Raw genomic sequence first — 26,236 nt, forward strand, 5'->3', positions numbered from 1 at the left:
CGTTTGCAAGGGCCACGCCTGGCCCTGTTGCAGTCTGCGGCGTTGCGTCAGGCGCTGTTAATTTTTACCGCCGCCGGGTTACTGGTTTTGCTGATTTTATTATCGCTGCGCACCGGCCCGGTAGAATTAACCAATGCCCAGGTGCTGCAGTCGTTATGGAATGCCGTCACCTTTGCCGACATTCAGGGGCAGAGCGACTGGGTGGTGCGTGAATTACGCCTGCCGCGCACTCTTCTGGCGGTGCTTATCGGTGCGGGTCTGGCGGCGGCCGGAGCGGTTACTCAGGGAGTTTTCCGTAATCCGCTGGCCGACCCCGGATTAATCGGTGTTGCCAGTGGCGCGGCACTGGCGGCGGTTGCCGTTATTGTTTTAAAAGACTCTCTGCTGGCGTTCTGGGTCGTGGTTATGGGGCCTCTGGCCTTACCGATTGCTGCATTTCTCGGCGGTCTGGCAGTTACTCTGGTGATTTACCGTTTAGGTACCCGTAATGGTCAGACGCAGGTAGCAACGCTGCTATTGGCAGGCGTGGCCATTAACGTATTAACCGGAGCATTAACCGGCATTCTTACCTACATGGCCGACGATCAGGCATTGCGTTCTATGACGTTCTGGTCAATGGGTAGTCTGGCTCACGGTCGCTGGCCGGAAATTGCGGCCCTCAGTGTCTGTATTATTTTGCCTTTATGTTTTCTGCCGCGTTTTGCGCGGTTATTAAATGCATTATTACTGGGCGAAGCGGTAGCAACCCATCTTGGTTATCGCGTGCAACAGGCCAAGCTTTGGTTAATTGCGGCAGCCGCGTTAATGGTTGGTGCCGGTGTCGCAGTGGCCGGCATGATTGGTTTTATCGGTCTGGTGGTGCCGCATTTATTGCGTCTGTTAATCGGGCCGGATCACCGTGCGTTATTACCGGCCTCTGTGTTATTGGGCGCTTCGTTGTTATTGATTGCCGATATGATTGCCCGTACCTGGCTGGCACCGGCTGATTTACCTGTAGGGCTGGTTATGGCGGTGATTGGCGGACCGGTATTTTTAAGCCTGCTGTTGCAGCAGGTAAAACACAACCGTGGCTGAACGGGGAGCTGTCAGCAACAGGAGCAGATAATGCTGAATGTTAAACACCTGAGTGTGAATCTGGGAAGCGCTGCAGACCGATCATCAAAAACACTTCTGAACGATATTAATCTGCATCTGGGTTATGGAGAAAAACTGGCGGTACTGGGTGCTAACGGGGCCGGTAAATCGACGCTGCTGAAGTGCATGTGTGGTGAATTCAGCAATTATCAGGGCGATATTATTCTGGATCATTTATCGCTTAAATTCTGGAACGACGCTGAACGTGCGCGGCAGATGGCGGTGATGCCACAAAAAGTGGAGCTGGCATTTCCGTTCCGTGTTGATCAGGTCGTGGCTCTGGGGCGCGCTCCCCACGGTGACGAACTGCACAGCACCGCGCTGCAGCGGGCGGCCATGCAGTGTGCTGATGTCTGGCATCTGCGCCGGCGCAATTATTCCGGGTTATCCGGCGGTGAACAGCAACGGGTGCAGCTGGCACGGGTACTGGCGCAGATCTGGCAAGCGGAGAAAAACAGCGATGGCCGCGAACTGCCGCGTTATTTATTGCTCGACGAATGCACCTCGGCCCTCGACCCGGCCCATCAGCACAGCATTATGCAGCGTGTTGGTGAATTTGCCGGGCAGGGCGTGGCCGTACTGGCGGTGATGCACGACATCAGCCTGGCGGCCTGCTGGGCTGACCGGGTGCTGATCTTACGCCACGGCGAAGTGCTCGCCTGCGGCGCGGTGGAGTTGCTGGCGGATGCGCAGTTACTGGCCGAAGCTTATGCGCTGGATATGCCGCTGGCGCAGCGTTATGCGCAGCAAAATCTGGGCTGGATGCAGGCCTGATACAGATTGTTCTTCAATAGCCGCTAAAGTCGGGGTGCATGGCCCCGGGCTTTCTGATAAAAAACTTATCTGCAGAAATACAACAAACACACAGAAGCAGAGGTTTTGATGAGCAGTATCTGGTTTGCCACCCCCGACATCGCGGATATGAACCGCCAGATGGAAAATACCGCCTGTAGTAATCTGGGCATTGTTATTACCGAAGTGGGTGATGATTATGTTGCCGGTACTATGCCTGCCGATGAGCGCACCTTTCAGCCGGTTGGGCTGGTACACGGTGGCGCCAACGTATTATTTGCCGAAACTCTGGGCAGCATGGCGGCCAACCTGTGTCTGGATAACAGTAAGGAATATGCGGTGGGGCAGGAAATTAATGCCAACCATCTGCGTGGCGTGCGCTCCGGTGAATTAACCGGTATCGCCAGACTGGTACACAAAGGCCGCAGCTCTCAGGTCTGGGAAATCCGTATTAATAACGCCGAAGGCAAGCTGAGCTGTATTTCACGTCTGACCATGGCCGTCATTGCCGCGCAATAAGCAGCAAGAGAGCGCAGTAAACTGCGAAAGAGCGATACCTGTTTACCGGTATCGCTTTTTTCTTCACCGCAATCAGAGCATTATTTTGTGTCTGGCTGCCATTCTTCAGCAGCTTTAATCCGCTCTAATGTATCCGGGTGTGAGCTCAGATATTCCAGTAATTCCTTACCATTGTCTTCACCGTTCCCATTGCCCTGCAGTTGTTCATCGCTGGCACCGTGAGATTTCATCAGTGCGCGCATGGCGTTGGCAAAATCCACCGGCGAATGGCCGATTTTATGCAACTGGGTGTAGGCATAAGCATCGGCTTCACGTTCCATATCGCGCGAAAATGCGCTTTGCAGCAGGCTGGTGCCGGCACCAATAATCATTTCTCCGGCACCGTCGATATCGCCGAACATCATGGCAAACATCATGGTGGTCGCCGTGGCCTGCGCCAGTGTTTTCAAGCTGTGCTTATGTTCAACATGACCAATCTCGTGCAGCAGAACCGCATTGAGCTGCTCCGGGTGATCCTGCATCAGCTCAACAATTCCGTCGGTCAGAATCACGCTGCCGTCGGGCAGGGCAAAGGCATTGGCGCCGATATTGCTGGCACGGAAATATAAGCGGAATTTATCCTCTGGCAGTTCCAGTCGCTGCAGAATGGCATGCCAGTCGGCGGTGATCTTTTCCTGTTGTTCGTTGCTGACCTGAGTGGGTTCCATATAAAACCGGTCAAGCAGGTCCAGGGTTTGTTCACCCAGTTCGGTGGCAACAAATTCGGGTAAATACTGCACGCTGGCACTGGCGGCAGAAGGAATCACCTTGTGTACCATCAGCCAGATAAAACCCGGAACCAGAATAACTGCGGCCAGTACGGCTACCCAGTGGGTTTCAAGCCAGGCCGGTAAACGTTTGGCACCGGATAAACCCGGCCAGCGATAGGATGCATCGGTGGGAATAAAACGGGCGCCGTCGGCAAAGATTAATTCGGCCGGCAGGCCAGGAATAATATCGCCATACTGCATATCCTGAGCGTTACTGTAATGCAGTGGGCGCTGATCATTGGCGGCGATAATCTGTACGCTGCCATTATCATTAATACGGGCAATGGCCGGGTGTGCTTCTGCACGACCGGCCAGCTGGAAGGTGCCCGCAATGGGTGAGCTATCGGTTGCCATGCGGGCTTCTCCCTTTGGGTTTACTGATTAATCAGGTCAGTGACAGATCCGCGTCAAACAGACCGGCGGCTTCTTCGCCAAAGGCGGAGTATTTATCATCAACCGTATTTACCAGATGATCTGCGGCTGGTTGCAGATTAACCAGTGTGGCATCCGCCAGAAACTTGTTTTTACGGATCTGGGTTACCGGATAGGCCAGACCCAGAGTAAAGATCAGCAGCAGTGAGTTAGACAGCATCAGCCAGATATAAGGCTTCACTTCCACACTGGAATTAAAAGACACCACGCCATCAATGCTCAGGTTGTTCATTACATGGTTGCGGATCATGCTCTGATACACCGCACCAATTACATAACCAAACATGAAATAGCTGATTGCGATAATGACCAAGCCGCCCAGTGCCGCAGGGTTTTCAGCAGCCAGAGCGGCAAATACGCCACCCCCCAGAAGGGCCAGAGCAATAAAATACAGAACAGACAGACCAATGCAGACCAGAACGGCTTTGTAGTAGTAACCGGCCGAAGAATTCAGGCTGAAGTTATGACCGCCAAAGCTGATGGAGTCATGAATATATTTTTGCAGACGCTGAATTACCCACGGCATAGCCAGACCAAAGGTCAGAGCGCCGAGAACAGGCAGCAGAATAAAGTGCAGTAATACGCCGCCGTAGTTGGCATCAAAAGAAAAACGCACATTACGGTAGGCGGTCATGCGCAGGGTAAAACGCAGCCCCTGAATCAGCAGCCATGGCAATGCAATCAGTAACAGCAGCATTAATACCAGGTTGGCAACCGGATGCAGGCTGGAAACAATCACATATAAACCAAAAAGAATTACCGCAATAATACGGCCGCGCAGAATCTGCAGTGGAGTAGCCAGATACTGTAAACGATGACCTTCAACCTGAGTGTGACCATACAGGTATTGGGTATTGCGGACTTTGGCCCAGGCACTGTAAATGCCCAGAGTGAGAATGCTGAGCAGCATATTCACCAGCCAGAGTTTCAGGTATTCACCTTTTTTACCGGAAAAAATAACCGGCAGGGTGCGGGTTTCGCCAGCATTGCTGTTGGCAGAAGAAACAGATGGATTCATCCGGATACGTCCTTGTTTGATTGGGCCGCAATTTATAACGAAATCAACGGCGGGCTGCAATCCTGTCAGCCGCCGAAAGGGTATATGGGTAAGGATTTTTTGTAACAGATCACAATGATTTGTTATATGGAGCGATTACAGCGGATAGATCAGCGCCTGCCGGATAAGATTACTTTTAGAGATGTTGTAACGCGATGCTTTGGCCAGAAAATCTTCCGGCCCCAGTATGCGGACAACAATATCCTCTTCTTTCAGCCCCTGTTGCTGCAATTGCTGCGCCTGCTCACACAGCCGGTAAAGGTTGTCGCGTTTTTCCTGCAGTGCGGCTTTGCCATCTTCAACAATGCCACGGTGTGGACAGAATAAGACGCTGAAATCCAGCGCCAGCAGTTTATCCAGACTGTGAATCAGATCGCCCAGATGCTCATCGCTGCGCAGATATTTCAGTGATTTGGAAATATACATATCGCCGCTGAATAAATATTTCTGCGCTGGCATAAACAGGCAGGTTAAATCTTTGGCGTGGCCGGGAGTATGCACAGGAATAACCGGGCTGCCATCGCTCAGCGTCAGGTTGTTATGCAAAGCCTGGGTCGCTACCGGCCGGGGGCTGCCCCAGATGACTTTTTGCAACAACGGGGTGCGATAACCGCGCGCCAGTTTTTCCTGCCCCTGAACCGGTGCATAAGGCAGAACACCGGTCAGCTGACTGATACGGCGGGCGTTACCGCTGTGATCTTCATGGTGATGGGTAATTAACAGCTGGCGCAGCGGTGTGTGTTGCTGGCTGCGCTCCAGTACCTGCTTTACTTCACGCCACTGGTTGGACGGGCCGGTATCAATCAGCGTGTCGCCAATACGATAGACAATAAAGGTGGTATTAATCCCCAGATTAAAACGACCGACACGGGTGCCGGTAACGGAATGCTCACCATTGTCGTAACGGTATTCTTTGCGGATCGGCATGGTCAGAGTTGCCCTGGCGTCGTTATTATTTTTGAAGTGGCAGTATGGATTTAAAACAGACCGGGGTTAATAGCCTTATGGCGCAGTCTTTATGGCAAAAATGCCAGTTTCTGCCGCAGCGGAGCTATTAAACAGGGGTAGGAGCGCAAAGCAGGGCTGGGTTTTACGGTGGGCACCTGTGCTTTGCGGACAATATACCGTGGCAAAGAACAAAGGAGCTGACACAAATCCACCCGCAGGCAGGCGGCCATTATCCGCCAGACCAGAGACGGCGCGGCTCTGGCGCGAAGTATGGCTGCTGTTGCCTGACGGCCTGGGCGTCTCTATCAAAATTGACGAGCTATTCCGCTTTGGGTAGTCTGCACTAAACCGGAATGGGTAATCAGCTTTGAGCCAGGAACAATAACAATGAAAAAAACACACTGGGATACCATCATCATCGGTGCCGGCGTCAGTGGTATTGGCGCTGCGATTAAACTGCTGGAGCAGGGCTTCAGCGATTTTCTGATTCTGGAAAAATACCCGGATCTGGGTGGTTGCTGGCGCGACAATACCTATCCGGGTTGTGCCTGCGATGTACCCTCGGCGCTGTATTCCTATTCGTTTGCGCAAAAGCCGGACTGGAGCCGTGCCTTTGCACCGCAGGCGGAAATTCTCAGTTATGTGCGCAGCACAGCAGAGCGTTTTGGTATCACACCTTTCATCCGTTATGGCATCGCAGTGGAAGACAGTTTCTGGCAGGAAGAGTCACAGCAGTGGTTAATTAAAACCGCAGAGGGCGATGTTAAAACCGAGCTGACGGCCAACAAAATCATTTCGGCGGTAGGCTATCTGCATGAGCCCATTATGCCGAAGCTGCCGGGCCTTAAGGAATTTAACGGTGAGGTGTTCCATTCTTCGCGCTGGAATCACGACTGTGATTTAAACGGCAAGCGGGTGGCGGTGATCGGTACCGGTGCCTCGGCCATTCAGTTTGTGCCGGAAATACAGCCCAGAGTTGGCAAGTTGAGTATTTTCCAGCGCACGCCACAGTGGATTCTGCCCAAACCCGATCACCGTATTCCGGCCGTTGAGCGTGCATTTTTCCGTTTGCCGTTAACTCTGAACAGCTGGCGTAAACTCATTTACACTGGCTTTGAGGCCTTTGGCGTCGGTTTCCGCAAACCGCTGTTATTAAAGTGGATGCAAAAAATCGCCACCGCGCACATTAACCGCAAGATTAAAGATCCGGAATTACGCCGCAAATTAACCCCGGATTACACCATGGGCTGTAAGCGTGTATTGCTGTCGAATGATTATTATCCGGCGGTGGCACAAAGCAATGTTGAGGTGCTGGCCACCGGTGTTAAAGAAATCCGTGGCAATACTGTGGTTGGCCAGGATGGCAGCGAAGCCGAAGTGGATGTGATTATTCTCGGCACCGGTTTTCATGTGTCCGATGTGCCTATTGCCCGCCATGTGCACGGTCGCGATGGCCGATCGCTGGATGATGTCTGGCAGGGCAGTCCGGAGGCTTACCGTGGCACCTGTATTCATAATTTTCCGAATTTCTTTTTAATTCTTGGTCCTAATCTGGCGATTGGTCATAACTCCGCCTTTATCGTGATCGAAGCGCAGATTAATTACATTATGGGCGCAATAAAAACCATGCAGCGAAATCAGCTGCAGACGCTGGAAGTAAAAGCTGAGGTGCAGCAGGGTTATAACCAACGGGTGCAGCAGGAACTGCAGGGAACGGTCTGGAATACCGGTGGCTGCTCCAGTTATTACCTCGATCAGAATGGTAAAAACAGTATCGGTTTTCCCTGGAGTACTTACCGTATGCGCCAGCTGTTAAGCCGCTTTGATATGGCGTCTTATGTTGGTCTGGCTAAGGTCGACTGGGCGGCTCAGAACATAACAGCCAACAGTACGAAAAAAACAACAGCACGGCGGAAAAAAGCCACGGAGGCCAGCGTATGAGTCAGCCAAAACGGGCGCTGGTGTTGGGTTGTGGTGCCGTTGCCGGTGGTGCCTGGAGCATTGCTGCTTTGCAGGCGGTGAGCAAGCAGCTGAACTGGAATCCGGCCGATGCCGATATTCTGGTGGGCACTTCGGTTGGCGCAGTGCTGGCTGCACTGCTTGCCAGTGGTGTCAGTCTGGAGCGCTTAGTCGCCGCGCAAAATAATGAGCCACAGCATGGCTGTTACTGGAATCATGCAACCGACTCCGGCGGTAAATTACCACCCTGGCCACAATGGAAATTCAGCGGCCCGGCGTTATTTAAAAAAGCCTTAAACCGTGAAGTCAGTTTATTAACCGGACTCTGCGGCATTTTGCCCCGCGGCCGTACCGATATGTCGGGCTTTGTGCGTCTTATTCAGTCGGCATCGGCTGGTGACCTCTGGCCACAAGCACTACAGACCGGACAGCAAACACAGAAAAAACTCTGGCTGATGGCAGTGGATGCAAAAACTGCCGAGCGCCGTGCCATTGGCAGTCAGGCCGATGATTTTACTCAGGTGCCATTATCGCGTGCGGTGTGTGCATCCTATGCGGTGCCGGGTTGTTGTCCGCCGGTGAATATTCAGGGGAATACCTACCTGGATGGCGGCATTATGTCACCGGCGTCGGCGGATTTACTGGTTAACGAAGACGTCGATGAAGTCATTATTATCGCACCGATGGCATCACGCTGGCCTGGTAAAGCCGGCAGTCTTTTTAATGCCGTTGAACGTTATGCCCGGCGGGGGATGACACGCATAGTAGACCGTGAAGAAGCCATGCTGCGCGCCGCCGGTAAACGGGTTATCCGCATTGAACCGAACGAAGATGACCTGCACGCCTTTGGCTGGAATCTGCTTGATCCGGCACGGCGGCAGGGCGTGTTTGATACCGCGTTATTAACCACACCGGCAACGGTAGCTCAGGCCATCGCTATGGCCTGAGCCCGGGTCTGAGTCTGTGCCTGAGTCAGGATCAGATGTTTAGCTGTTCAGCTGTGTTGCCGTCGTTAAGTTGCCTGTTAATTTGTCTGGCAGCGCAAAGTCCAGTAAGGCAAAGCCCAGCAATGTCAGACCGCTTAACGGGAACAGTAGCGCAAAGCTGATCAGCAGCAACAGCCATAACGGGTTTAATGTTTTATCCGCAGCCGGCGGGCGTAACAGGCTGCCTTTATTTGGCGAACGGCGCTTCCACCACAACACCAGACCAGCCAGTGCCAGCAACATTAATAACAGGCAGGCGATAATGTTGAGCCACAGATTCCACAGCCCTGCCTGACCTTTATGCAGGGCAATTCCGGCGGCCATGCTTTTTGCCAGCAGGTTGTAATTATCCCAGCCAATATCGGCTAACACCCGACCATCCGCTGGGTTAATATGCACCGTTCTGTCCTGCATCGGATCGGTAATATCACCGCTGCCGGTTGAGGCAATCAGGGTATATACGCCTTGTTCACCACGCGGAAAGCTGATGCGGAAATAACCGGGCAGAAGCTGTTTGCCGATATTTATAATCTGTTGCGCTGTAAGCGGATGCGCGGTGGCAGGTTCTGCTATCGGGATCGGCAATTGCTCAGCACTCCAGGATATTTCATTCAGATTTCCACTGTTTAACGTCGCGGTATCCGCCATGGCGCTGTGGTGCCCTGCATGAGGATTAACTGCTGAATTTTTCTCCGGCTGCCAGAATTGGGCCGATTTTTCTGCGGGAAAACTGCCCCAGGGTTGTACGATTTTTTGCCCCCATACGCCGCTCCAGGCCAGGCCGCTTAAGGCAAAAAATACCAGTAGCAGACTCAGCCATAATCCCAGCGCGCCATGCAGCTGGCGCCAGCGTGAGCGTTTATTATTCAGTTGTAGCGGAATATGCCATAAAGAACTTTTACGGCTGCGTGGCCAGTGCAGGTAGAGCCCGGATATTAATAAAAAAATACACAGGCCTGCAGAGGCTTCGAGCAAAGCATCACCAAACCATCCGGCCAGCAGGGTGCCATGAACATCATCGGCAATGGCATACCAGGTATCCGCTAACGCCATACTGCCAATAATGCTGGCCCGGTAAGGATCAACAAAAACAATACGGTTGCTGTTACCTTCACGGATATGAAAACGTGCACTGCTGTGCGGTGTTCTGGCCGGCAGGTACTGTTCAATCGCTGCGTCCGGAAAGGCTGTTTTTACGGCCTGGTATTGGTCGTCGGCAGATAGCTGCTGAGCGCTGGGGCTAACGGTTAAATAATTGCCAAACTGCCATTTTTCCAGCTGTGGTTGCAGCAACATGGCAATCCCGCTCAGGGCCAGAATGAGCATAAAGGGCAGTACAAATAATCCGGCATAAAAATGCCAGCGCCAGATTTTCCGGTAGAGATTATGGTTCATTATCAGAAGCGGTAACCGCCCTCCAGATACAGTGTGCGTGACGGATAAGGGTGATGAACGTAGGCTACCCGGTCAGTAATATTATCGGCACCAACCGACAGCTGAGCATGGCGGTTAAACTGGTAACGCATTTTGGCATCGATAAAGGTGTAGGCATCAATCGCACCGAATACGCGCTGCTCGTGGTCGCTGTTATCCAGTTCGTTATAGCTGTCGCTTATATGGCGCACACTGGTGCTGAAATCCAGTGCTGTACTCTGATGCCAGGTCAGAGTCAGATTCTGACTCCAGCGCGGAATACGTGGCATATCTTTGCCTTCGCTGTCAGCCACGCCGTCGTTTTTATCAATACGGGAACGCAGGGCGGTGGCATTAAAACGCACATCGAGCTGCGGCATAAACAGCGCGCGGCGCTGCAGGCTGATATCGGCTCCGCGGGTTGATACGCGGTCGATATTCAGAAACGAACTGATGGTCAGCGGATTACCGAAAGCATCGGCATAAATGCCGCTCTGGTTAAAAATAGTGTCGCGGATTTTTTCGTAAAACAGATTAATCTGCAGGCTTTGCCGGCCATCATCGAACTGAATATTGAGGTTATGGTGGATACCGGTTTCGGGCTTCAGACTGGCATTGGCAATTTGTTGTACATCGTCGTTGCTGGCATTTTCGTACAGCTCTTCAACGATAGGAAAACGTACCGCGCGGGCAAGGGAATAACGGCTGTGCCACAGCGGAGCCAGTTGCCAGCCAAGGGAAAATTTGGGTGAAACGGCGCTTTCGTTGCGGTCCGGATTTACATCATTGCCTTTAAAGCCGTTCAGCCCCTGCCAGCGCTCATGGCGCAGGCCCAGTGTCAGATCCAGTGTATTGGTAAATTGCCAGCCATAGTCGGCAAACATTGCCTGTATCCGGGTTTCACCTCCCGATAACGGTGTCTGTCCGGCACTTTGTCCGGCGGCATAATCGTAAGCGCCTTTTTCCAGCTCAAGCTGATAATCTCCATAGTGATAACCGAGCAACAGGTTCATATCGCGGCGGCCAAACAGTCTCTGTGTGCCGCTTTTAATATCCGCCGTTTGCCAGCCGGTATCGCGGAAATTCTGAATATCACCACTGCCATCCCAGGCAGGATCAGCAGGGTTTCTGGCCGAGCGTATCTGCTCGTCTTTTAAAATATCAAACTGGCTGATATCCGCCTGCCAATACCAGCTGCCCGCTATTGGCAGAGTCACGCCCAGCGCACTGAGCAGCGAATGGCGGTCTTGCCGGCTGTGGCGGAAACTGCTGCCACTGAGGCTGTAGTTATGACCATCCTGACTGATATTGCCGCTGTAAACGGTATTGCCGCCGGCGTCACGTATCAGGCTGCGGGCATCGGTATTATTATTCTGCCGTTGCTCATATACCAGGCTGGCGCGGACTTCGCCGTCGGGCAGATTGTAGCGTGCGCGGATTTTATATAAATCAGTTAGGGTATCGGCGATACCGGCATCACCGTAATACAGCACCGGGTTGCCCTTACTGTCCCGCCCCTGAATTCCGCCACTGGCTGCGCTGCCGGCGGTTGGTTTTTCGGCGCTGTAATAAAAGCTTTGCGGCTGACCATCATTTTGCAAACGCTGAAAACCAGCCAGTAACTGCAGGTTACCAAAACGCTCGCCCCAGCTGGTGTATAAACGCTGGCCGGATAATTGTTGTTTACGGCCGATGCGGTCGTAGTCCTGTACAAAGCTGCTGCCTTCAATGCTGATTTCCCGCTCGTCGGGCAGACGGGTCTGAATATTAACAACCCCGCCCATGGCGTTGCCGGAATATTCCGCTGCAAAAGGGCCGTACAGAATATCCACCTGCTGGATTTCGGCCGGTGCAACAACCGACCAGCGCGGTGCACCGCTGTAGCGTGTCTGCAGGTGATAATGCAGTGGCATACCATCAGCAAAAACCAGCGAACGGGTGGTCTGGAACATATTGCTGCCGCGCATGCCGAGGGTGGCATTCGGATCACCGATGTAACGTTTACGTACGATAATACCGGGCTGGTCACGTACGGCATCTTCGGTATTAATAAAGTTGATGCTCTGTAATTGCTCGCGGGTTATTTCCCGCAGCGGGGTGCTGACATTTTGTGGCATACCACTGGCACGGCTGACCTGCGGTTCCAGCTCGGCATCAGCGGCAGATACATTCTTGCCTGCGAACAGCAGGGGTAATAACAGGGGGAATAACAAGGGCAGGGGTGTGGTTGCCAGCAGGCGGGCAGGAGCGATTGACGTCGGCTGAGCCATTACAGCATTCCATATCTGAAAATTTGCGCGACGATAGCAGAAAGTTCCCGGCCTTCCCCTGCGGCGACTTGTCGCACCTGATCTTGCCCCGATAAAACGGACATGCGCTCTGTCCGGCTTGTGATGCGGAGCTTGTACCCGGAGCGCAGGCTGGTTATAACAATGCACCATTTAATCTTCAGGATATCGCCATGTCCGCTGCTATTACTCCTCAGCCCTTTGCGCCCTGTGTGTCTTTTATTCTGCTGCGCGATGATTGTGTATTGCTGGAAAAACGCCGCGACGATAAAGAAATCGATCCGGGTCTGGTGATGGTGCCGGGCGGGCATATGGAAGAGGGCGAACATCAGCACGACACTTTGCTGCGCGAACTGGATGAAGAGCTAGGCATCCGGCCGCTGAATGCCCGTTATGTCTGTTCGCTGTTGCACCCCACCGATGAACTGCAGCTGCTGCATTATTATTTAATTACCGAATGGCACGGGGATATTCAGGCCCACGAGGCAGAAGCCGTATTCTGGCAACCCTTGTCGGAGCTGGGGGCGCTGGATATTACGCCTGATCATACCGCCATCGCCGAAGCGCTGCGTTTATATGGCGCTTAATTATTTAATCAACGCGGTAAAAAATTCCTGTGCTGATTATTAAACCCGGCATTCTGGCCTTTTACAGCCCGCATATACTCGCCGATAAGCACCAGCATGCGGCTCTGCAACTGGTGTGGCCCGGCGCGCAGGGGCACTGGCAACTGAACGCTGAAAAAGGCACTGGCCCATTGCTGATTGCACCGCAAGCGGAGCACGATCTGGCTGCTGAACAGTGCTGGATTATTTTGCTGGAGCCTCTGTCTGTTGCCGGTAAACATGCTTTGCAACAGATGAACGGCCAGCTGTCGGTATCCATGCCTGGCCCGGCATCTGCGGCTGACAGCACAGAGTTACTGGCGGCGTTAAGCCATTTGCTGGGGCTGGATAAACAGGCATTTAATCTGCAAATAACCGACAGCCGCCTGCTGCGACTGCAGCAGCAACTGGATCAGTGTTTTAACGGCGGCTGCATCAAACCTTCGCAATGGCGTGCGCGGGATATTGCCGCCGGACTGGCGTTGTCGGAGAGCCGTTTTCTGCATCTGTTCCGTGAGCAGATGCACATGCCCTGGCGGCCCTATCTGTTATGGCGCCGCCTGCTCTGTGCGGTGCAGGCGTTACATCAGGGGAAGAGTGCGACCACTGCAGCGCAGGATGCGGGCTTTGCCGACAGTGCTCATCTGAGCCGGACTTTCCGTCGTCATTTTGGGTTATCGGTGCGTGAGGCAGTGCAGCTGGCCCGCAATTAATCACCACCATAAATCACACGAGCAAGTCAGCCAGTTTATTCAAGTTATCAGCCTGTACCGGCGCTAGTCTGGTAAAAAACAGGAGGTACACCATGGCTGACAACACAACAAACACAGCAGATAGCTATCTGGCCACAACCCGCATGCTGGATTACCGGCATCCGGCCATTCAGCAGCTGATTCAGCAACGGGGCTGGCGCCAGCTGGATACCCGCCAGCAGATTGCAGAGGTTTATCGTTTTGTGCGCGACGATATCCGCTTTGGCTACAACGCCGATGACAGCCTCAGCGCGAGTAAGGTGTTGCGTGATGGTTACGGCCAGTGCAACACCAAAGGCACGCTGCTGATGGCGCTGTTGCGGGCGCTGGGCATTCCTGCCCGTTTTCACGGTTTTACCATTTATAACGAGCTGCAGAAGGGCGCAATTCCGCTGTGGATGTTCGCTTGTGCACCCGCGCGTATTCTGCACAGCTGGGTCGAAATCTATTACGATGGCCGCTGGCTGGAAATAGAGGGTTATATTATCGACCAGCCGTATTTGCAGCAGGTGCAGAAAGCCTTTGCCAGCGAGTGTGAAGCCTTCAGTGGTTATGGCATTGCCACGCCTTGTCTGCAAAAACCACAGAACGACTGGCAGGGCGGCAATACCTATATTCAGAAGGAAGGTATTGCCGACGACTACGGTGTTTACAACACGCCGGATGAATTTTACGCGGCGATGGGTACTAACCTGCGTGGGCTAAAACGTATTCTGTACCGTTATCTGCTGCGTCATCTGATGAATATCAATGTCAGAAAAATCCGCCGCGCCGGTATCCGTTAAGCGCAAGATCCGGGTTGTGTTCGTGGCCCGGATTTTTATGATGAAGTGAATTGGACCTGTTTCACTTAGTGTTAACAGGCCCTAATACCTAACCGGCGCGGAGCTGCTTATGTCTGACTATCAACGAATCGCAACGGCTATCCGTTTTATTACGCAGCATGCGCGCGAGCAGCCAGCGCTGGAGGATATCGCCGCGGCGGTTAATCTCAGCCCTTTTCATTTTCAGCGTCTGTTCAGTCAGTGGGCGGGTACCAGCCCCAAACGTTTTCTGCAGGTATTAACACTGGAGCGCGGTAAATTCCTGCTGCGTCAGCAATTGCCGTTGCTGGAGGCGGCCGATGAGCTGGGCTTAAGCGGCAGCAGCCGGCTGCACGATCATTTTGTTCAGCTGGAAGCGGTAACGCCGGGTGAATATCAGCGCGCCGGCGCCGGGCTGACCATCCGTTACGGCGTGGCAGACACGCCCTTTGGCCCGATGTTTATTGCGCAAACACCCCGTGGCTTATGCCGTGCTGCTTTTATTGCAACAGGAGCGGATGAACCAGATTCACAGCAGCAACATCAGCAACAGCATCAGGAACTCAGTGCCGCCGAAGAACTGGCCGCGTTACAGGCTGAATGGCCGGCGGCCGACTGGCACGAAGATAACGCCGCAGCACAACAGCTGGTCGCCACGCTGTTTGCCCGCAAGCGCAGTGACACTGGCGCGCCGTTGTCGCTGCATGTGCGCGGCACCAATTTTCAGCTGGCGGTCTGGCGCGCGTTATTAACCATTCCTGCCGGCCATGCGCTCAGCTATGGCCAGCTGGCGGCGCAGCTGGGTCAGCCAACGGCGGCACGGGCGATTGGTAATGCGGTTGGCGCCAACCCAGTGGCTTTTATGATTCCCTGTCACCGGGTGATTCAGCAGAGCGGGGCGCTGGGCGGTTATCGCTGGGGGCCGCTGCGCAAGCAGGTTATGCAGAGCTGGGAACGGCTGCGGCTGGCGGCTGAGGAGTAGCCGCCGCCGCCGTGTCAGACCCGCCGTATCAGGCGGTTGCTTCTTGCCGGGCAAAAGAAAATACAAACGGAAAACGACCGAGTATTTTTTCTGCGGCCCGGCGTTGTGGGTCACTGTCCTGCTCAAGATAAATCAGCAGCTGCATACCTTTTTGTTTGGTGTCTTCCACCAGTAATTGCGCACAGGCGATGCCGGCCTGCTCCAGAGCTTCGATTAATGCTGAGTGAATTTCGAGTTTTTTCAGGGCGGGTTTAAAAATTTTGCCGACCGGGGTGAGGGGGATGGCGTCGGTCAGACGGATATATTTCGGCTGCGCGGCCCGTTCAGAAATATGCGTGGCAGCAAAATGCTGTAATTCAGCCGTACTGACCCGCGCGCCCGGTTTCAGCTGTACATAGGCGACAGGCAGTTCACCGGCATGAGCATCCGGACGGCCGACGGCGGCAACCAGCTGAACAGCGGGGTGACGGTGTAAAGGCTCTTCGATCATGGCCGGGTCGATATTATGACCACCACGGATAATCAATTCTTTCCGGCGTCCGGTGAGCCAGAAATACCCATCGTTATCCTGATACCCAAGATCGCCGGTATTCATCCAGCGATGTGTGTCGTGGCAGTCGAGCCACAAATCTTTGTTCTGGCTGTCGATACGGTAGCCGGCAAAAACATTGGCTCCGGAAATAACCAGCACACCGCTTTCCCCTGGAGAACAATCGCGCAGGTAAGCACCTTGCTCATCTACGGCAACGGCTTTCATCTGTTGTCCGGGTACCCGCAGGCCAACAGATCCCAGACGGCGTTCACCTGCAGGCGGATTAACGCTGCTGACGCAGGTGCCTTCTGTCAGTCCGTAACCCTCGAGAATTTTCAGTCCGGTGCATTGCTGGAAACGGCGGAATACTTCTACCGGCAGAGGGGCGGCACCACAAAGTCCATACTCCAGCGAGCGGATATCATGATTGCCGATGGGTACATCAAGCAGGTTGGCATACAGGGTTGGTACACCGCTGAAAAAATGAATCCGGTGTGTTGCGACGATTTCCCAGAAGCGCTTCACCACACCGTCGCCACGGTAACCTTGCGGGGTGCCGAGAATCACATGGGCGCCGCGCGAGAATGGCAACAGCCCGGTAATCAGCACCGCATTGACATGAAACAGCGGTAAGCCGCAGAACACATTTTTTCCGGGACCGATATTGGCTCCCATAAACTGTGCAACCGAATGCACATTGGCCACTTCATTGCGATGACGGCGCATAGCAATTTTCGGCAGGCCGGTGGTGCCACCGGTACAGAAAAAAGAAGAATAATCGTCACCATTAAAACGACGCTTGCTGAGCAGTTCTGTGGCGTCCTGGGTCTGGCATAAACGCCTGAAATCATGCAGCTGAAGCGTGGCCGGTAAGCCGTGCCGCAGACTGCGCCAGCCGGATTGTGAACGCGCTTCTTTTTTTTGCAGCAGGCGGGCAGCGAGACCTTTAAGGCCGCTTATATGGTCAGCCATATTGATCAGCAGCAAATGCTTAAGTGTGGACAATTGCGGCAGTATTTGCCGCACTTTTGGCCACAGATCGGTTCCCGGAAAAGGGGCCAGGGTTACCAGAATGCTGGCGTTGGCAGCATTAAGCAGTTCGGCCATCGCCTCCGCTTCGAGCAGCGGGTTAATGGCGGCTACGATTCCGCTGGCCTGTCCGCCCCAGATAACAAAATGCGTTTCCGGCAGGTTAGGCAGTATGTAAGCAATGACCGTATCTTTATCGGCTCCGAGATGGTGGAACATATTGGCCGTACGGTGCACCTGTTCCAGCAGCTGCTGGTAAGTGAACACTTCCGGTTTATGGTGGCCGTCGGTCTGCAGAAAAAAAGACAGTGCCGGTTGGCTGGCATATTTTACGGCGGCATCATGCAGCAGCTGATAAGTGCTGGTGGGCAATGGCGCAGGTGCCATGGCTTCTGCTGCCAGTACATCGCGGTAATTTGCAATTCCTTCCATCAGGCGGCTCCCCGCACAACCCGGTGCTGCTGCCGGCCAAGATCGATTACGCCGTCAGTGCTGCGGATAACGGCTTCGACCAAGTCGCCATCCTGCAGATACTGTGGTCTTGCACGTTGCTTTTTCATAAACAGCTCCCACTTTTTCTGCTCCGGGAGAAGAGCTGCCAGCCGCACCAGAAAGGCAGAAGGCAAAGCCAGAGCGCAGCCGCTGGGCGTGCCGGTCATAATGACATCGCCCGGATTAAAATCGGTGATCTGAGAATACTCGGTCAGTGTTTCTGCCGGACGGAATACCATGTTGCCGCTGTTGTCGTGCTGACGGACTTTACCGTTAACGCTGAGAGTCAGCTGCAGGTCGTTCAGGTATTTCATTTCCTGCCGGTTCAGCAGGCATAAAACCGGTCCGAGCGGACAAAACGTACGGTAGCTTTTGCCTTTATGAAACTGCATTTGCGGAATCTGAACATCGCGTGCAGACACATCATTACCAATGCAGATGCCGGCAATATATTCGTGCAGATTATCGGTGGTTACCTGCACGCTCTGGCGGGTTTCCCGGGCCAGTACCAGTGTCAGCTCAACTTCATAATCCAGTAGTTGCACATGGGGCGGGCGGATAATTTCTCCGCTGGGGGCTGTAATCGACGCAGACGATTTGGTGAAAAACATATTGAAGGCTTTGGCGTCCGGATCGACACCGGAATCGAGCATATGCTGGCGATAATTAGCTCCCTGGCACAGCACCTTGGCGTCCCCGGTAATAGGGGACAGCAACTCAACACTGTTGTCTGCCAGAGCTTCGCCGGCGTTATTGCAGGCATCGGCGACAGCCTGATAACCCAGCGCAATCAGCCCGGCGGTGGTGGTGCAGGGCAGGGGCAGCGGATGAATAAGATTATCGGCGCTGAGGCCCCAGCGAATCTGGTTGTTATGACGGAATCGGACAATTGCTAAAGGCATAATAGGGCTCCTGTCAGCCAAAGATTCTGGCGAGTGTTTTTAATTTTTTTATCGTAACGTCCGGGCTGTAACGCAGACTTCTGAGCAATCCACGGATAGCGCTGAGCGTGATTTTGGGTTTGGTGAAACTGACTGGCATCACCTGCCCCCACTGTGACATGGCATTGCGGCTGACAGGATGCACGCCCATGGGCCGCTCTGCTGTAAATAAATCACCGTCACAGTAATGCTCATGCTTGGCTCCCCAGGGGTCTTGCCAGTAATCAAAAATCTGGCTGCCGAGAATATGGCGGCCGATTCCCCAGGCGTGCTGCCATTTCTTTTCGCGCATGACGCGCTGTCCCATGCCAACCGCATCGGCATCCACCAGTTCGTAAGCACTGTGACTGTATGCCGGCATAAAGCCCTGTGCCATCGCCAGCGTGTGGTGATCGGCCGGGGTGTCTCCCAGATCAAGACGGAAAAAGACCACGGCTGGTGAGCCGTCGGGCAGAACCTGAACATCACTCGGAATAAGGCCGAAGTGGCGTGTGTACCAAGCGCTGGTCTGCTGAAAATCGGCTACTTCGAGAACCAGATGGCCGAGACGCAGTACATCCGGCGCTGTGGCCGGCGGACGCTGGCAATCATTCACGCGCACATGTTCGTTATTGAAATTGAACTGCAGGGGCGCACGGTGCCGCAGAGGCGCGACGCTGTTCTGGCCACAGATGGCTTCTACCCGGAAACCGGAAGGATCGCGCAGACACACCCGCTGGCCACCGCCGGGATAAGGTGCTTCTTCAATTGCCGATGCTCCGTCCAGCTCACTCAACGCCTGCAGGGCGGCTATATCCGCGACTTCAAAGCCAAATCCGGCAAACCCTGCTTTTGCTGCCTTACGGATGCAGTAGCAGAAAGGGGCATTGTCGGCGGCACGCAGAAAGATGGCGTCTTCACTGCGGCTGGCCGTTTGCAGGCCAAAGTCATGCAGGAAGCGTTCGGCTTTCTCAGGTTCCGGCCGCTCAAACACAAGATAAGCCAGCCGGCAGGCTTTACTGGTGGGCGAGGGATGCCGTTGGGGTTGCTGGGTAGAGAGTTCAATCATGGCGGACTCCGTTGCTGGGAACGATCATTGTTATTTTGTTATGAGATTAAAACCAATATTGAAACATATTTCAATATTGGTTTTAATCTCATTCGTTGGCGTCGCCAGGATGCCGTTAGCGGAGAATAAAAATGAACAAAGAACGTGACGGAAAAGAAGCAGCAACAACAGAGGTTCTGATTGTTGGCTGCGGCCCTGTGGGAGCAACCCTGGCAGCCTTACTGGGGCGCTATGGCATCAATACACTGGTGATCGATAAAGCGCCGGACATACTGCTGATGCCAAGAGCCATTGCACTGGATAATGAAGCGTTGCGGGTTCTGCAGATGGCCGGTCTGAGCGAAGACTCGTTTGCCCGTATTCCGATTCCGCAGGTGCAGATGCACAGTCCGGTTATGGGACGCTTTGCTACCGCGAATACCCGCGGCAGTCTGGATGGCCATCCCAAGCTGGTTACTTTTTATCAGCCGGAACTGGAGCAGGCGCTGGCCGGACGGCTGGCGGCTCTGCCGTCGGTAACGGTGCGCCGCTGTCTGGAGCTGGTAACACTGCGCGATGAGGGCGATGTTGTCAGCGTGGTGGTGAGTGATGACGCTGGCCGGCAGGAAGAAATCCGCGCCCGTTATCTGATTGGTGCCGATGGCGCCAGCTCCCTTGTCCGCAGCCTGATCGGTCAGGATTTTCAGGGCACAACCTATGGCGAAGACTGGCTGATTGTTGATGCCCGGCAGCGGGCAGAGCAGGCCATCGACCATGTTGAGTTTATCTGCGATCCCAGACGATCTGTTCCCCATATGCCGGCTCCCGGTGGTCGTGAGCGCTGGGAGTTTATGCTGCGCCGTGGTGAAAGCCGTGAGCAGATGGAGCACCCGGACAAAGTGGCAGAGCTGATGGCTCCCTGGATCAGCAGCAGCGATCTGCAGATTGAGCGGACGGCGGTGTACCGTTTTCATGCCCGTTGTTGCGAGCGTTTCAGTAAGGGCCGGGTTTTTCTGGTCGGTGATGCTGCGCATATCACGCCACCTTTTGTCGGTCAGGGGTTGGTTGCCGGCTTGCGTGATGTGGCGAACCTTGGCTGGAAACTGGCCTGGGTGCTGCGTGGCCAGGCGCAGCCGCAGATCCTCGACAGTTATGATCAGGAACGGCGTCCGCATGCTGTGAGCATGATCAACCTCGCCCGCTTTATGGGCCATCTGGTGATGACCCGTCATGCAGTCTCTGCATTTATGGTGCATGGTCTGATGCGCCTGTCGCGCTTACTGCCGCCGCTGCGTCGCCATCTGGAAGAGTTACGGATTAAGCCGGCTAACCGTTTCCGCCAGGGGTTATTCTGTGCCGGGCAGGGGCTGAAACATCTGCTTCCGGGCAGCCAGCTGGGACAGGGATGGGTACGCAGTGGCGGGGAGGTCCGCCTCAGTGATGATGTGTTGGGTGAGCGGTTGCTGCTGGTGGGCTTCAATACCAATCCGCAGGCAGGGCTGAGCGCCGCTTTACGGTCGCGCTGGCAGGCTGCCGGTGGTGGCTTTCTGCAGGTTGGGGTACAGAATCAGAGTCCGGAAACAACCGAGCTGCTGGAAGACCTGGCACAGTCATTATCGGCTCCGGCGTCTGCGGCGCTGGCGGTGGTGCGTCCGGATCGCTTTATTCTGTGCTCCGGTCCGGCAGGCTGTGCTGCGGAGCTGCTGCAGCAAACGCTTGGCTTGCTTGGAAAGTAGCTGTCATCTCAATATTGAGACGGTTTCAATGTGGTACACTGGCGTTCTGTTCCCTTCAGAAACTGGTGCGATCCGCATGACCTCGTCTGCCGAGAATGAAAAACTGACCCGTGGTCACAAGAAAAAAGCCCGTACACGCCAGCAATTGCTGGATGCGGCGCTGAAGATTTACGCCCATAAAGGTGCCGGGGAACTGGCACTGAACGAACTGGCGCAGGAAGCAGGGGTATCCAACGGAACGGTATACAACTACTTCCGTACCAAAGAAGAGGTGCTGGATGCCGTCAGCCTGGCACAGGCGGAAGCCTTGTCTCATGAGGTTGCGCTGATCAGCCGTGGCGTTGCTGATGGTGCCGAGCGGGTTGCAATCGGTATCCGTGCGTTTATCCGCCGTGCAGCACAGGACCACGAATGGGCCAGTGCCCTGATCAATATCGTACGCTATGCCGAGGGTATGCGTTCGGCACTGGGCGATTATGTGCGCCATGATGTGCGCACGGGGCTCAGTCAGGGACAGTTTGATTACAGCAGTGAAGATCTTGCCATCCGCCTGCTGGTCTCCGGCGTGATCAGCGCAATGATTGCGATTGTTGAAGGCCGCTATGAAAACGGGGATGACAGCACTGTGGCGGCGATGTTGCTGCAGGCTCTGGGCATGGCGCGGCCACAGGCTCTGTTAGTGGCGGTTAAGGCTTTACCGTCGTTACCGGTGGAGGAATAACAGGAGAGTTGTTTCTGAGCCGGTCCCGGCACAGCCTTATGCCTTTTTCTTTGTACGGGTGGTGTGTACCGCCCGCAATCGTCTAAAAAACCAACGCTTTTCAGCAACCCCCACGGACTATGGCTCCGGCCTGCTTATCGCCAACTTATCCAGTTAGTTATCCACAGAATCTGTGGATTCAATGTCAGCTTTGTCCCCATGTCGCCGGGCGTCTTATCCGTCTGGCGGAGAATGCCTGATGCTTCTGTGCTTGCCGTGCCGATTTTTTTGTGATCCTGCTACAACCCTTGCCATGCCTTGAAAAATAAAGAAATTTTTAGTTTTTTCTGGCTGTGTAAAAAACACACGGTTTTTACCGGCTGGCGTATTTACTGCATTCAGGAGAGTTCTCAAAAGAATATGCACAGAAATATCCACAGCTTCTGTGCAAAACTTCAGGGTTGACAGAAAGAACTTATGCACAAATCGAAGATGATGCTTGACGGCGCTTTTTTCTCTGTGTTTGCCGGTAGTGACGAGACGCTGCCTTATTGATATCGCCCGGCAGGTGAAGCGGTTGCGATCGACTGTGCGCTAGCCTGCAGGTTGGCTGCTGTCATCTGTACCTATCGTTTTTCTTTTTTCTTGTCCTGTCAGAGACACTGTCTGATTGATATTTTCCCCCGCCTGACAGACAGAGGGGAGAGTGATACGGATGTATCGGTACGATGAATATGACAGGACGCTGGTTAACGAGCGGGTAGATGAGTTTCGCGATCAGGTTGCGCGCCGGATGAGTGGTGAACTCACAGAAGAAGAGTTTCTGCCGCTGCGCTTGCAAAACGGTCTGTATTTGCAGAAACACGCTTATATGATGCGGGTCGCTATTCCCTATGGGGCGTTATCCAGTGATCAGATGCGCGGTCTGGCGGCAATTGCCAATAAGTTTGACCGTGGTTATGGGCATTTCACCACCCGTCAGAATATTCAGTTTAACTGGATTGAATTAGCCGATACGCCAGATATTCTGGCGCATCTGGCGTCTATTGATATGCACGCGATTCAAACATCGGGTAACTGCGTGCGTAATGTGACTACCGAAGCCTACGCGGGCGTTGCCCCCGATGAAGAATATGACCCGCGTATTTTTGCCGAGATTATTCGTCAATGGGCTACCGTAAATCCTGAGTTTTTGTTCCTGCCCCGTAAATTCAAAATTGCAGTCAGCTCCAGTCAGGAAGACCGGGCAGCGGTGCGTATGCACGATATCGGTTTGTATTTGTATCGTGATGAAGAAGAAACGCTGCGCTTTCAGGTTATGGTTGGCGGAGGGTTGGGTCGTACGCCTTTTCTTAATCAGCTCGTAAAAGACAATCTGCACTGGTCGGAAGTTTTGTCATATATCGAAGCGGTTCTGCGGGTATTCAACCGCTATGGCCGGCGTGATAACAAGTACAAGGCACGTATTAAAATTCTGGTAAATTCACTGGGCATAAGCGCTTTTCGTGAAGAAGCAGAAGCCGAATGGCAACAGATTCGCGGAAGTTTTTCGACGCTTACTGAAGATGAGCTGAGTCGTGTAGCTTCTCAGTTTTTATCGCCGCTCTATAAAGCGTTAGATGATACTGACCTTCAATATGGTCATCACTTAACAAGCAATAGCGAATTTGCTTCCTGGGCATCACGCAGTGTGAAACCGCACAAGGTGAAAGGTTATGCCTCCGTGGCAATTTCTACCAAATTTCCCACCAATACGCCGGGCGATCTAACCGCAGAACAAATGCAACGCATTGCCGATTTGGCCGATTTATATGGCTTTGGGGTGATTCGGGTTGCCCATGAACAAAACCTGGTATTGCCGGATATCCCGAAACAAGACCTGTTCAGCGTCTGGACAAGTTTATGTGAAGTGGGCTTGGCGTTACCTAACGTGGGTTTAGTCAGCGATATGATTGTTTGTCCCGGAGCAAGCTACTGCAATCTGGCGACGGCCCATTCCTTTCCTGTCGCCAGGAAAGTCGCTGAGGCTTACAGCCTTGAAGAGCAACTGGATGTCGGTGATATCAGTATTAACTTATCGGGTTGTATTAACGCCTGTGCTCACCACCATATCGGAAATATAGGAATTTTAGGATTGAATAAATCCGGTAAAGACTATTACCAGATCACCATTGGCGGCGCTCAGGGAAAAGACAGCCAGATCGGTAAGGTTATTGGTCCGGCGGTGAGTGAAGAGGTGTTACCCGGAGTGGTAAAAAATATCACCAATGCATATTTAGCCAATCGTAATGATCACGAAACCTTCCATGAAACTTTTTTGCGCATAGGGCTGGAGCCTTTTAAGTTGGCCGCTTATGGCCCGGCAGGAGCTTAGTATGAAGAATATTATCCGCATTCATTCTGGTGATGCTGCTGTTATTAAGTCAGACGATTGGGTTATTGCAGAAGACGTTCATGACACGCCAGATCCCCATGACGTTTTACCCATGGCAGTCTGGTTAGCGCGTGTTGAGCAGGGTGAGGAGGTAACGCCAGCAGTCTGGATTGGTGTTAATGATGATCCGATGGAATTACAGAGCGTGATTGATAAGCTCTCGTTTATCGGCGTTTTCTTCGAAGATTTCAAGGATGGGCGTGGCTACTCAACAGCGTATTTACTGCGTAAACGGTTAAATTATCAGGGCGATTTACGGGCGTTTGGTGATGTTTTGCGGGATCAGCTGAGCCTGATGCGTCAGTGTGGTTTCGACAGCTTTGCTATTAAAGAAGGCAAAGACCCGTACGATGCGATGAAAGGCCTCAAAGGACTTTCCGTTACCTACAGCAGCAGCGTGTCGCAACCTAACCCGCTTTATAAACGGGTTCGTCGATAGACTTAATCTTTAATGCCCAAGCAGCACGCTGAAAAGCTTTTTGACCGCGGCTTGCCTTTTTTCTGTTAAGGGATGGATATAACTCAAACGTAAAAAGTTTTTATATTGTCCCGAAGCTGAGAAAAGCGAGCCGGGTGTCATAATCACACCTTGCTCCAGTACCTTGTTGTAACTGTTTTGTGTATTAATGGTTTCGTCTAATTCCACCCACATAGAAATTCCGCCCTGGGCGTTGGTGTAACGAATTTCATCATGCCAATGGTTGCTCAATAAGGTCATCAGTTCCCTTTGTTGCTGCTTCAGCGTATTAACCTGTTGAGCCAGATAGCGGCGGTAATGTCCCTCTTCCAAAAATGTTGCAAGCCCTTGTTGAGTGGATTCGCTGGAAGATAACTGGGTGACCAGTTTGAGCTGAGCGATTTTGTCGTGCCACTTTCCGCCAAACACCCAGCCAATCCTTAAATCCCTTGATAAGCTTTTTGAAAACGAGCTGCACAGAATAACCCGCCCGTCAGGGTCGAGTTTTTTTAGCGGTTCGGCCGTAAACGGCGGGAAGGAAAGATCGCCGTAAATGTCATCTTCTATAATGCAAAAATCTTTTTCTATCGCCAGATTGATCAATTCCTGACGGGCTTTTTCTGGCATGCAGGCCCCGGTAGGGGTAGCGTAATTCGGGGATGTTATGCAGGCTTTTATCGGCCATTCGGTTATTTTTTTTGCTAAATCCTCAATGCTTAAACCCTCTGAAGGATCCGTCGCAACCTCGATAATTTTCAGCTTCAGCTGCTCCATGATCTGCAGAACGCCATAAAACGCTGGTGATTCCACCGCTACGGTATCGCCCGGTGAGCATGTCGCCATAAGCGAAATAAATAACGCATGCTGGCAGCCTCCGGTGATGCAAACCTGTGCTGGGTCCTGATTCAGACCGCGATGGCGGTAATGGTTCACAATGGCGTCTTTCAAGCGCATGTCGCCGCTTGAATCATTGTAATAAAGAGCTTTCTGAGTCGGTCTGGAGCGTAAAGCTTTGCTCAAATGCCGGTTCAGTGTGATGAGGTGGCTGGCATCGTTGGCAGTGCCTGCGGTTGGTAAAATATCAAAAGCGGCACTGCGCGCCATGATGTCTCTTAAAATAGCCGGAACCGTTACGTCTCTGGGCGCCGCCGGAGGGTTAATGCGTTTTGGCGGCAGCCGGTCATGGTGTGTCTCAGTTTTGACAAAGTAACCGGATTTAGGCTTGGAAAAGATCAGGCCTTCTGCTTCGAGCCTGTGTAAGGCGTGTAATACAGTGGCTTTGGAAAAGCCTAAGTTCTGGCATATTTCCCGGACGGAAGGAAGTTTTCCACTCGGTAAGAAATGATTGGCTTGTATATCTTTCCGTAACAAGTGTTCCAGCTCTAGGTACTTAAACTGATTCATGGCGA

General features: G+C 53.2%; 22 protein-coding genes. 13 read left to right on the forward strand and 9 right to left on the reverse strand.

The genetic code is table 11. The features are described 5' to 3' along the window. Positions 1-3: 3 nt before the first annotated feature. The 3 genes from HUF18_RS15785 (at position 4) to HUF18_RS15795 (ending at position 2,445) form a co-directional block, all read left to right on the forward strand. Complete coding sequence (locus tag HUF18_RS15785; RefSeq protein WP_225692850.1) at positions 4-1,074, forward strand: FecCD family ABC transporter permease; 1,071 nt, start codon at positions 4-6, stop codon at positions 1,072-1,074. 30 nt (positions 1,075-1,104) lie between these two features. Beyond that, positions 1,105-1,908 carry a heme ABC transporter ATP-binding protein gene (locus tag HUF18_RS15790; RefSeq protein WP_225692851.1) on the forward strand — a complete coding sequence of 268 codons (804 nt, stop codon included), beginning with the start codon at positions 1,105-1,107 and terminating at the stop codon, positions 1,906-1,908. A gap of 108 nt (positions 1,909-2,016) precedes the next feature. Continuing rightward, entirely contained in the window at positions 2,017-2,445 is a 429-nt protein-coding gene (locus HUF18_RS15795; protein ID WP_145466653.1) for a hotdog fold thioesterase, read from the forward strand. 80 nt (positions 2,446-2,525) lie between these two features. Here HUF18_RS15795 and HUF18_RS15800 read toward each other — a convergent pair whose 3' ends face one another. The 3 genes from HUF18_RS15800 to HUF18_RS15810 form a co-directional block, all read right to left on the reverse strand. Beyond that, positions 2,526-3,608, reverse strand: a complete 1,083-nt coding sequence (locus tag HUF18_RS15800; protein ID WP_225692852.1) for a M48 family metallopeptidase — start codon at positions 3,606-3,608, stop codon at positions 2,526-2,528. 31 nt (positions 3,609-3,639) lie between these two features. Next, a complete protein-coding gene (locus HUF18_RS15805; protein WP_225692853.1) occupies positions 3,640-4,704 on the reverse strand; it encodes a YjgN family protein in 1,065 nt (354 codons plus the stop codon). Between the two features lie 135 nt (positions 4,705-4,839). Beyond that, positions 4,840-5,670 carry an MBL fold metallo-hydrolase gene (locus HUF18_RS15810; RefSeq protein ID WP_145466650.1) on the reverse strand — a complete coding sequence of 277 codons (831 nt, stop codon included), beginning with the start codon at positions 5,668-5,670 and terminating at the stop codon, positions 4,840-4,842. 408 nt (positions 5,671-6,078) lie between these two features. On the opposite strand from HUF18_RS15810, the gene HUF18_RS15815 reads away from it, so the two are divergent. Both HUF18_RS15815 and HUF18_RS15820 read left to right on the forward strand, forming a co-directional pair. Beyond that, positions 6,079-7,632, forward strand: coding sequence for a flavin-containing monooxygenase (locus tag HUF18_RS15815; protein ID WP_225692854.1), 1,554 nt, complete (start codon positions 6,079-6,081; stop codon positions 7,630-7,632). Then, positions 7,629-8,597, forward strand: a complete 969-nt coding sequence (locus tag HUF18_RS15820; protein ID WP_225692855.1) for a patatin-like phospholipase family protein — start codon at positions 7,629-7,631, stop codon at positions 8,595-8,597. Before HUF18_RS15815 ends, HUF18_RS15820 begins: the two co-directional genes overlap by 4 nt. Positions 8,598-8,636: 39 nt before the next feature. On the opposite strand, the gene HUF18_RS15825 is transcribed toward HUF18_RS15820, so the two are convergent. Both HUF18_RS15825 and HUF18_RS15830 read right to left on the reverse strand, forming a co-directional pair. Then, positions 8,637-10,031, reverse strand: coding sequence for a PepSY-associated TM helix domain-containing protein (locus tag HUF18_RS15825; RefSeq protein ID WP_225692856.1), 1,395 nt, complete (start codon positions 10,029-10,031; stop codon positions 8,637-8,639). Positions 10,032-10,033: 2 nt separating this feature from the next. Continuing rightward, on the reverse strand, positions 10,034-12,319 hold the full coding sequence (locus HUF18_RS15830) for a TonB-dependent receptor (RefSeq protein WP_225692857.1): 2,286 nt from the start codon (positions 12,317-12,319) through the stop codon (positions 10,034-10,036). A 191-nt stretch (positions 12,320-12,510) separates the two neighbouring features. On the opposite strand from HUF18_RS15830, the gene HUF18_RS15835 reads away from it, so the two are divergent. The 4 genes from HUF18_RS15835 (at position 12,511) to HUF18_RS15850 (ending at position 15,479) form a co-directional block, all read left to right on the forward strand. Next, complete coding sequence (locus HUF18_RS15835; RefSeq protein WP_225692858.1) at positions 12,511-12,924, forward strand: NUDIX hydrolase; 414 nt, start codon at positions 12,511-12,513, stop codon at positions 12,922-12,924. Positions 12,925-12,953: 29 nt separating this feature from the next. After that, positions 12,954-13,655, forward strand: coding sequence for a helix-turn-helix domain-containing protein (locus HUF18_RS15840; protein ID WP_225692859.1), 702 nt, complete (start codon positions 12,954-12,956; stop codon positions 13,653-13,655). A 92-nt stretch (positions 13,656-13,747) separates the two neighbouring features. Continuing rightward, positions 13,748-14,479, forward strand: a complete 732-nt coding sequence (locus HUF18_RS15845) for a transglutaminase-like domain-containing protein (protein WP_225692860.1) — start codon at positions 13,748-13,750, stop codon at positions 14,477-14,479. Positions 14,480-14,588: 109 nt separating this feature from the next. Next, a complete protein-coding gene (locus HUF18_RS15850) occupies positions 14,589-15,479 on the forward strand; it encodes a methylated-DNA--[protein]-cysteine S-methyltransferase (protein ID WP_225692861.1) in 891 nt (296 codons plus the stop codon). A 28-nt stretch (positions 15,480-15,507) separates the two neighbouring features. On the opposite strand, the gene HUF18_RS15855 is transcribed toward HUF18_RS15850, so the two are convergent. The 3 genes from HUF18_RS15855 to HUF18_RS15865 are packed head-to-tail and all read right to left on the reverse strand — an operon-like array spanning position 15,508 to position 19,521. Further along, positions 15,508-17,472 carry an acyl-CoA synthetase gene (locus tag HUF18_RS15855; protein ID WP_225692862.1) on the reverse strand — a complete coding sequence of 655 codons (1,965 nt, stop codon included), beginning with the start codon at positions 17,470-17,472 and terminating at the stop codon, positions 15,508-15,510. Next, positions 17,472-18,434 carry a fumarylacetoacetate hydrolase family protein gene (locus tag HUF18_RS15860; protein ID WP_225692863.1) on the reverse strand — a complete coding sequence of 321 codons (963 nt, stop codon included), beginning with the start codon at positions 18,432-18,434 and terminating at the stop codon, positions 17,472-17,474. The genes HUF18_RS15855 and HUF18_RS15860 overlap by 1 nt, the downstream gene beginning before the upstream one ends. Before the next feature lie 13 nt (positions 18,435-18,447). Beyond that, positions 18,448-19,521 carry a VOC family protein gene (locus HUF18_RS15865; RefSeq protein WP_225692864.1) on the reverse strand — a complete coding sequence of 358 codons (1,074 nt, stop codon included), beginning with the start codon at positions 19,519-19,521 and terminating at the stop codon, positions 18,448-18,450. A 131-nt stretch (positions 19,522-19,652) separates the two neighbouring features. Between HUF18_RS15865 and HUF18_RS15870 the strand changes: the two genes are divergently transcribed. From HUF18_RS15870 to HUF18_RS15885, 4 genes are all read left to right on the forward strand, one after another. Beyond that, the gene (locus tag HUF18_RS15870; protein WP_225692865.1) at positions 19,653-21,236 is read left to right on the forward strand and encodes a bifunctional 3-(3-hydroxy-phenyl)propionate/3-hydroxycinnamic acid hydroxylase; all 1,584 of its coding nucleotides are present in this window, start codon (positions 19,653-19,655) and stop codon (positions 21,234-21,236) included. A 76-nt stretch (positions 21,237-21,312) separates the two neighbouring features. Next, positions 21,313-21,957: a TetR/AcrR family transcriptional regulator gene (locus HUF18_RS15875; protein ID WP_225692866.1), complete on the forward strand. Its 645-nt coding sequence runs from the start codon at positions 21,313-21,315 to the stop codon at positions 21,955-21,957. A gap of 694 nt (positions 21,958-22,651) precedes the next feature. Next, a complete protein-coding gene (locus tag HUF18_RS15880; RefSeq protein ID WP_225692867.1) occupies positions 22,652-24,310 on the forward strand; it encodes a nitrite/sulfite reductase in 1,659 nt (552 codons plus the stop codon). Position 24,311: 1 nt separating this feature from the next. Then, positions 24,312-24,809: a DUF934 domain-containing protein gene (locus tag HUF18_RS15885; RefSeq protein ID WP_186435781.1), complete on the forward strand. Its 498-nt coding sequence runs from the start codon at positions 24,312-24,314 to the stop codon at positions 24,807-24,809. Positions 24,810-24,818: 9 nt separating this feature from the next. On the opposite strand, the gene HUF18_RS15890 is transcribed toward HUF18_RS15885, so the two are convergent. Further along, complete coding sequence (locus HUF18_RS15890; protein WP_225692868.1) at positions 24,819-26,231, reverse strand: aminotransferase-like domain-containing protein; 1,413 nt, start codon at positions 26,229-26,231, stop codon at positions 24,819-24,821. Between the last annotated feature and the right edge of the window lie 5 nt (positions 26,232-26,236).

It is taken from the genome of Thalassolituus sp. ST750PaO-4 (genome assembly GCF_020320405.1).
Taxonomy (GTDB): domain Bacteria; phylum Pseudomonadota; class Gammaproteobacteria; order Pseudomonadales; family Oceanobacteraceae; genus Venatoribacter; species Venatoribacter alkanivorans.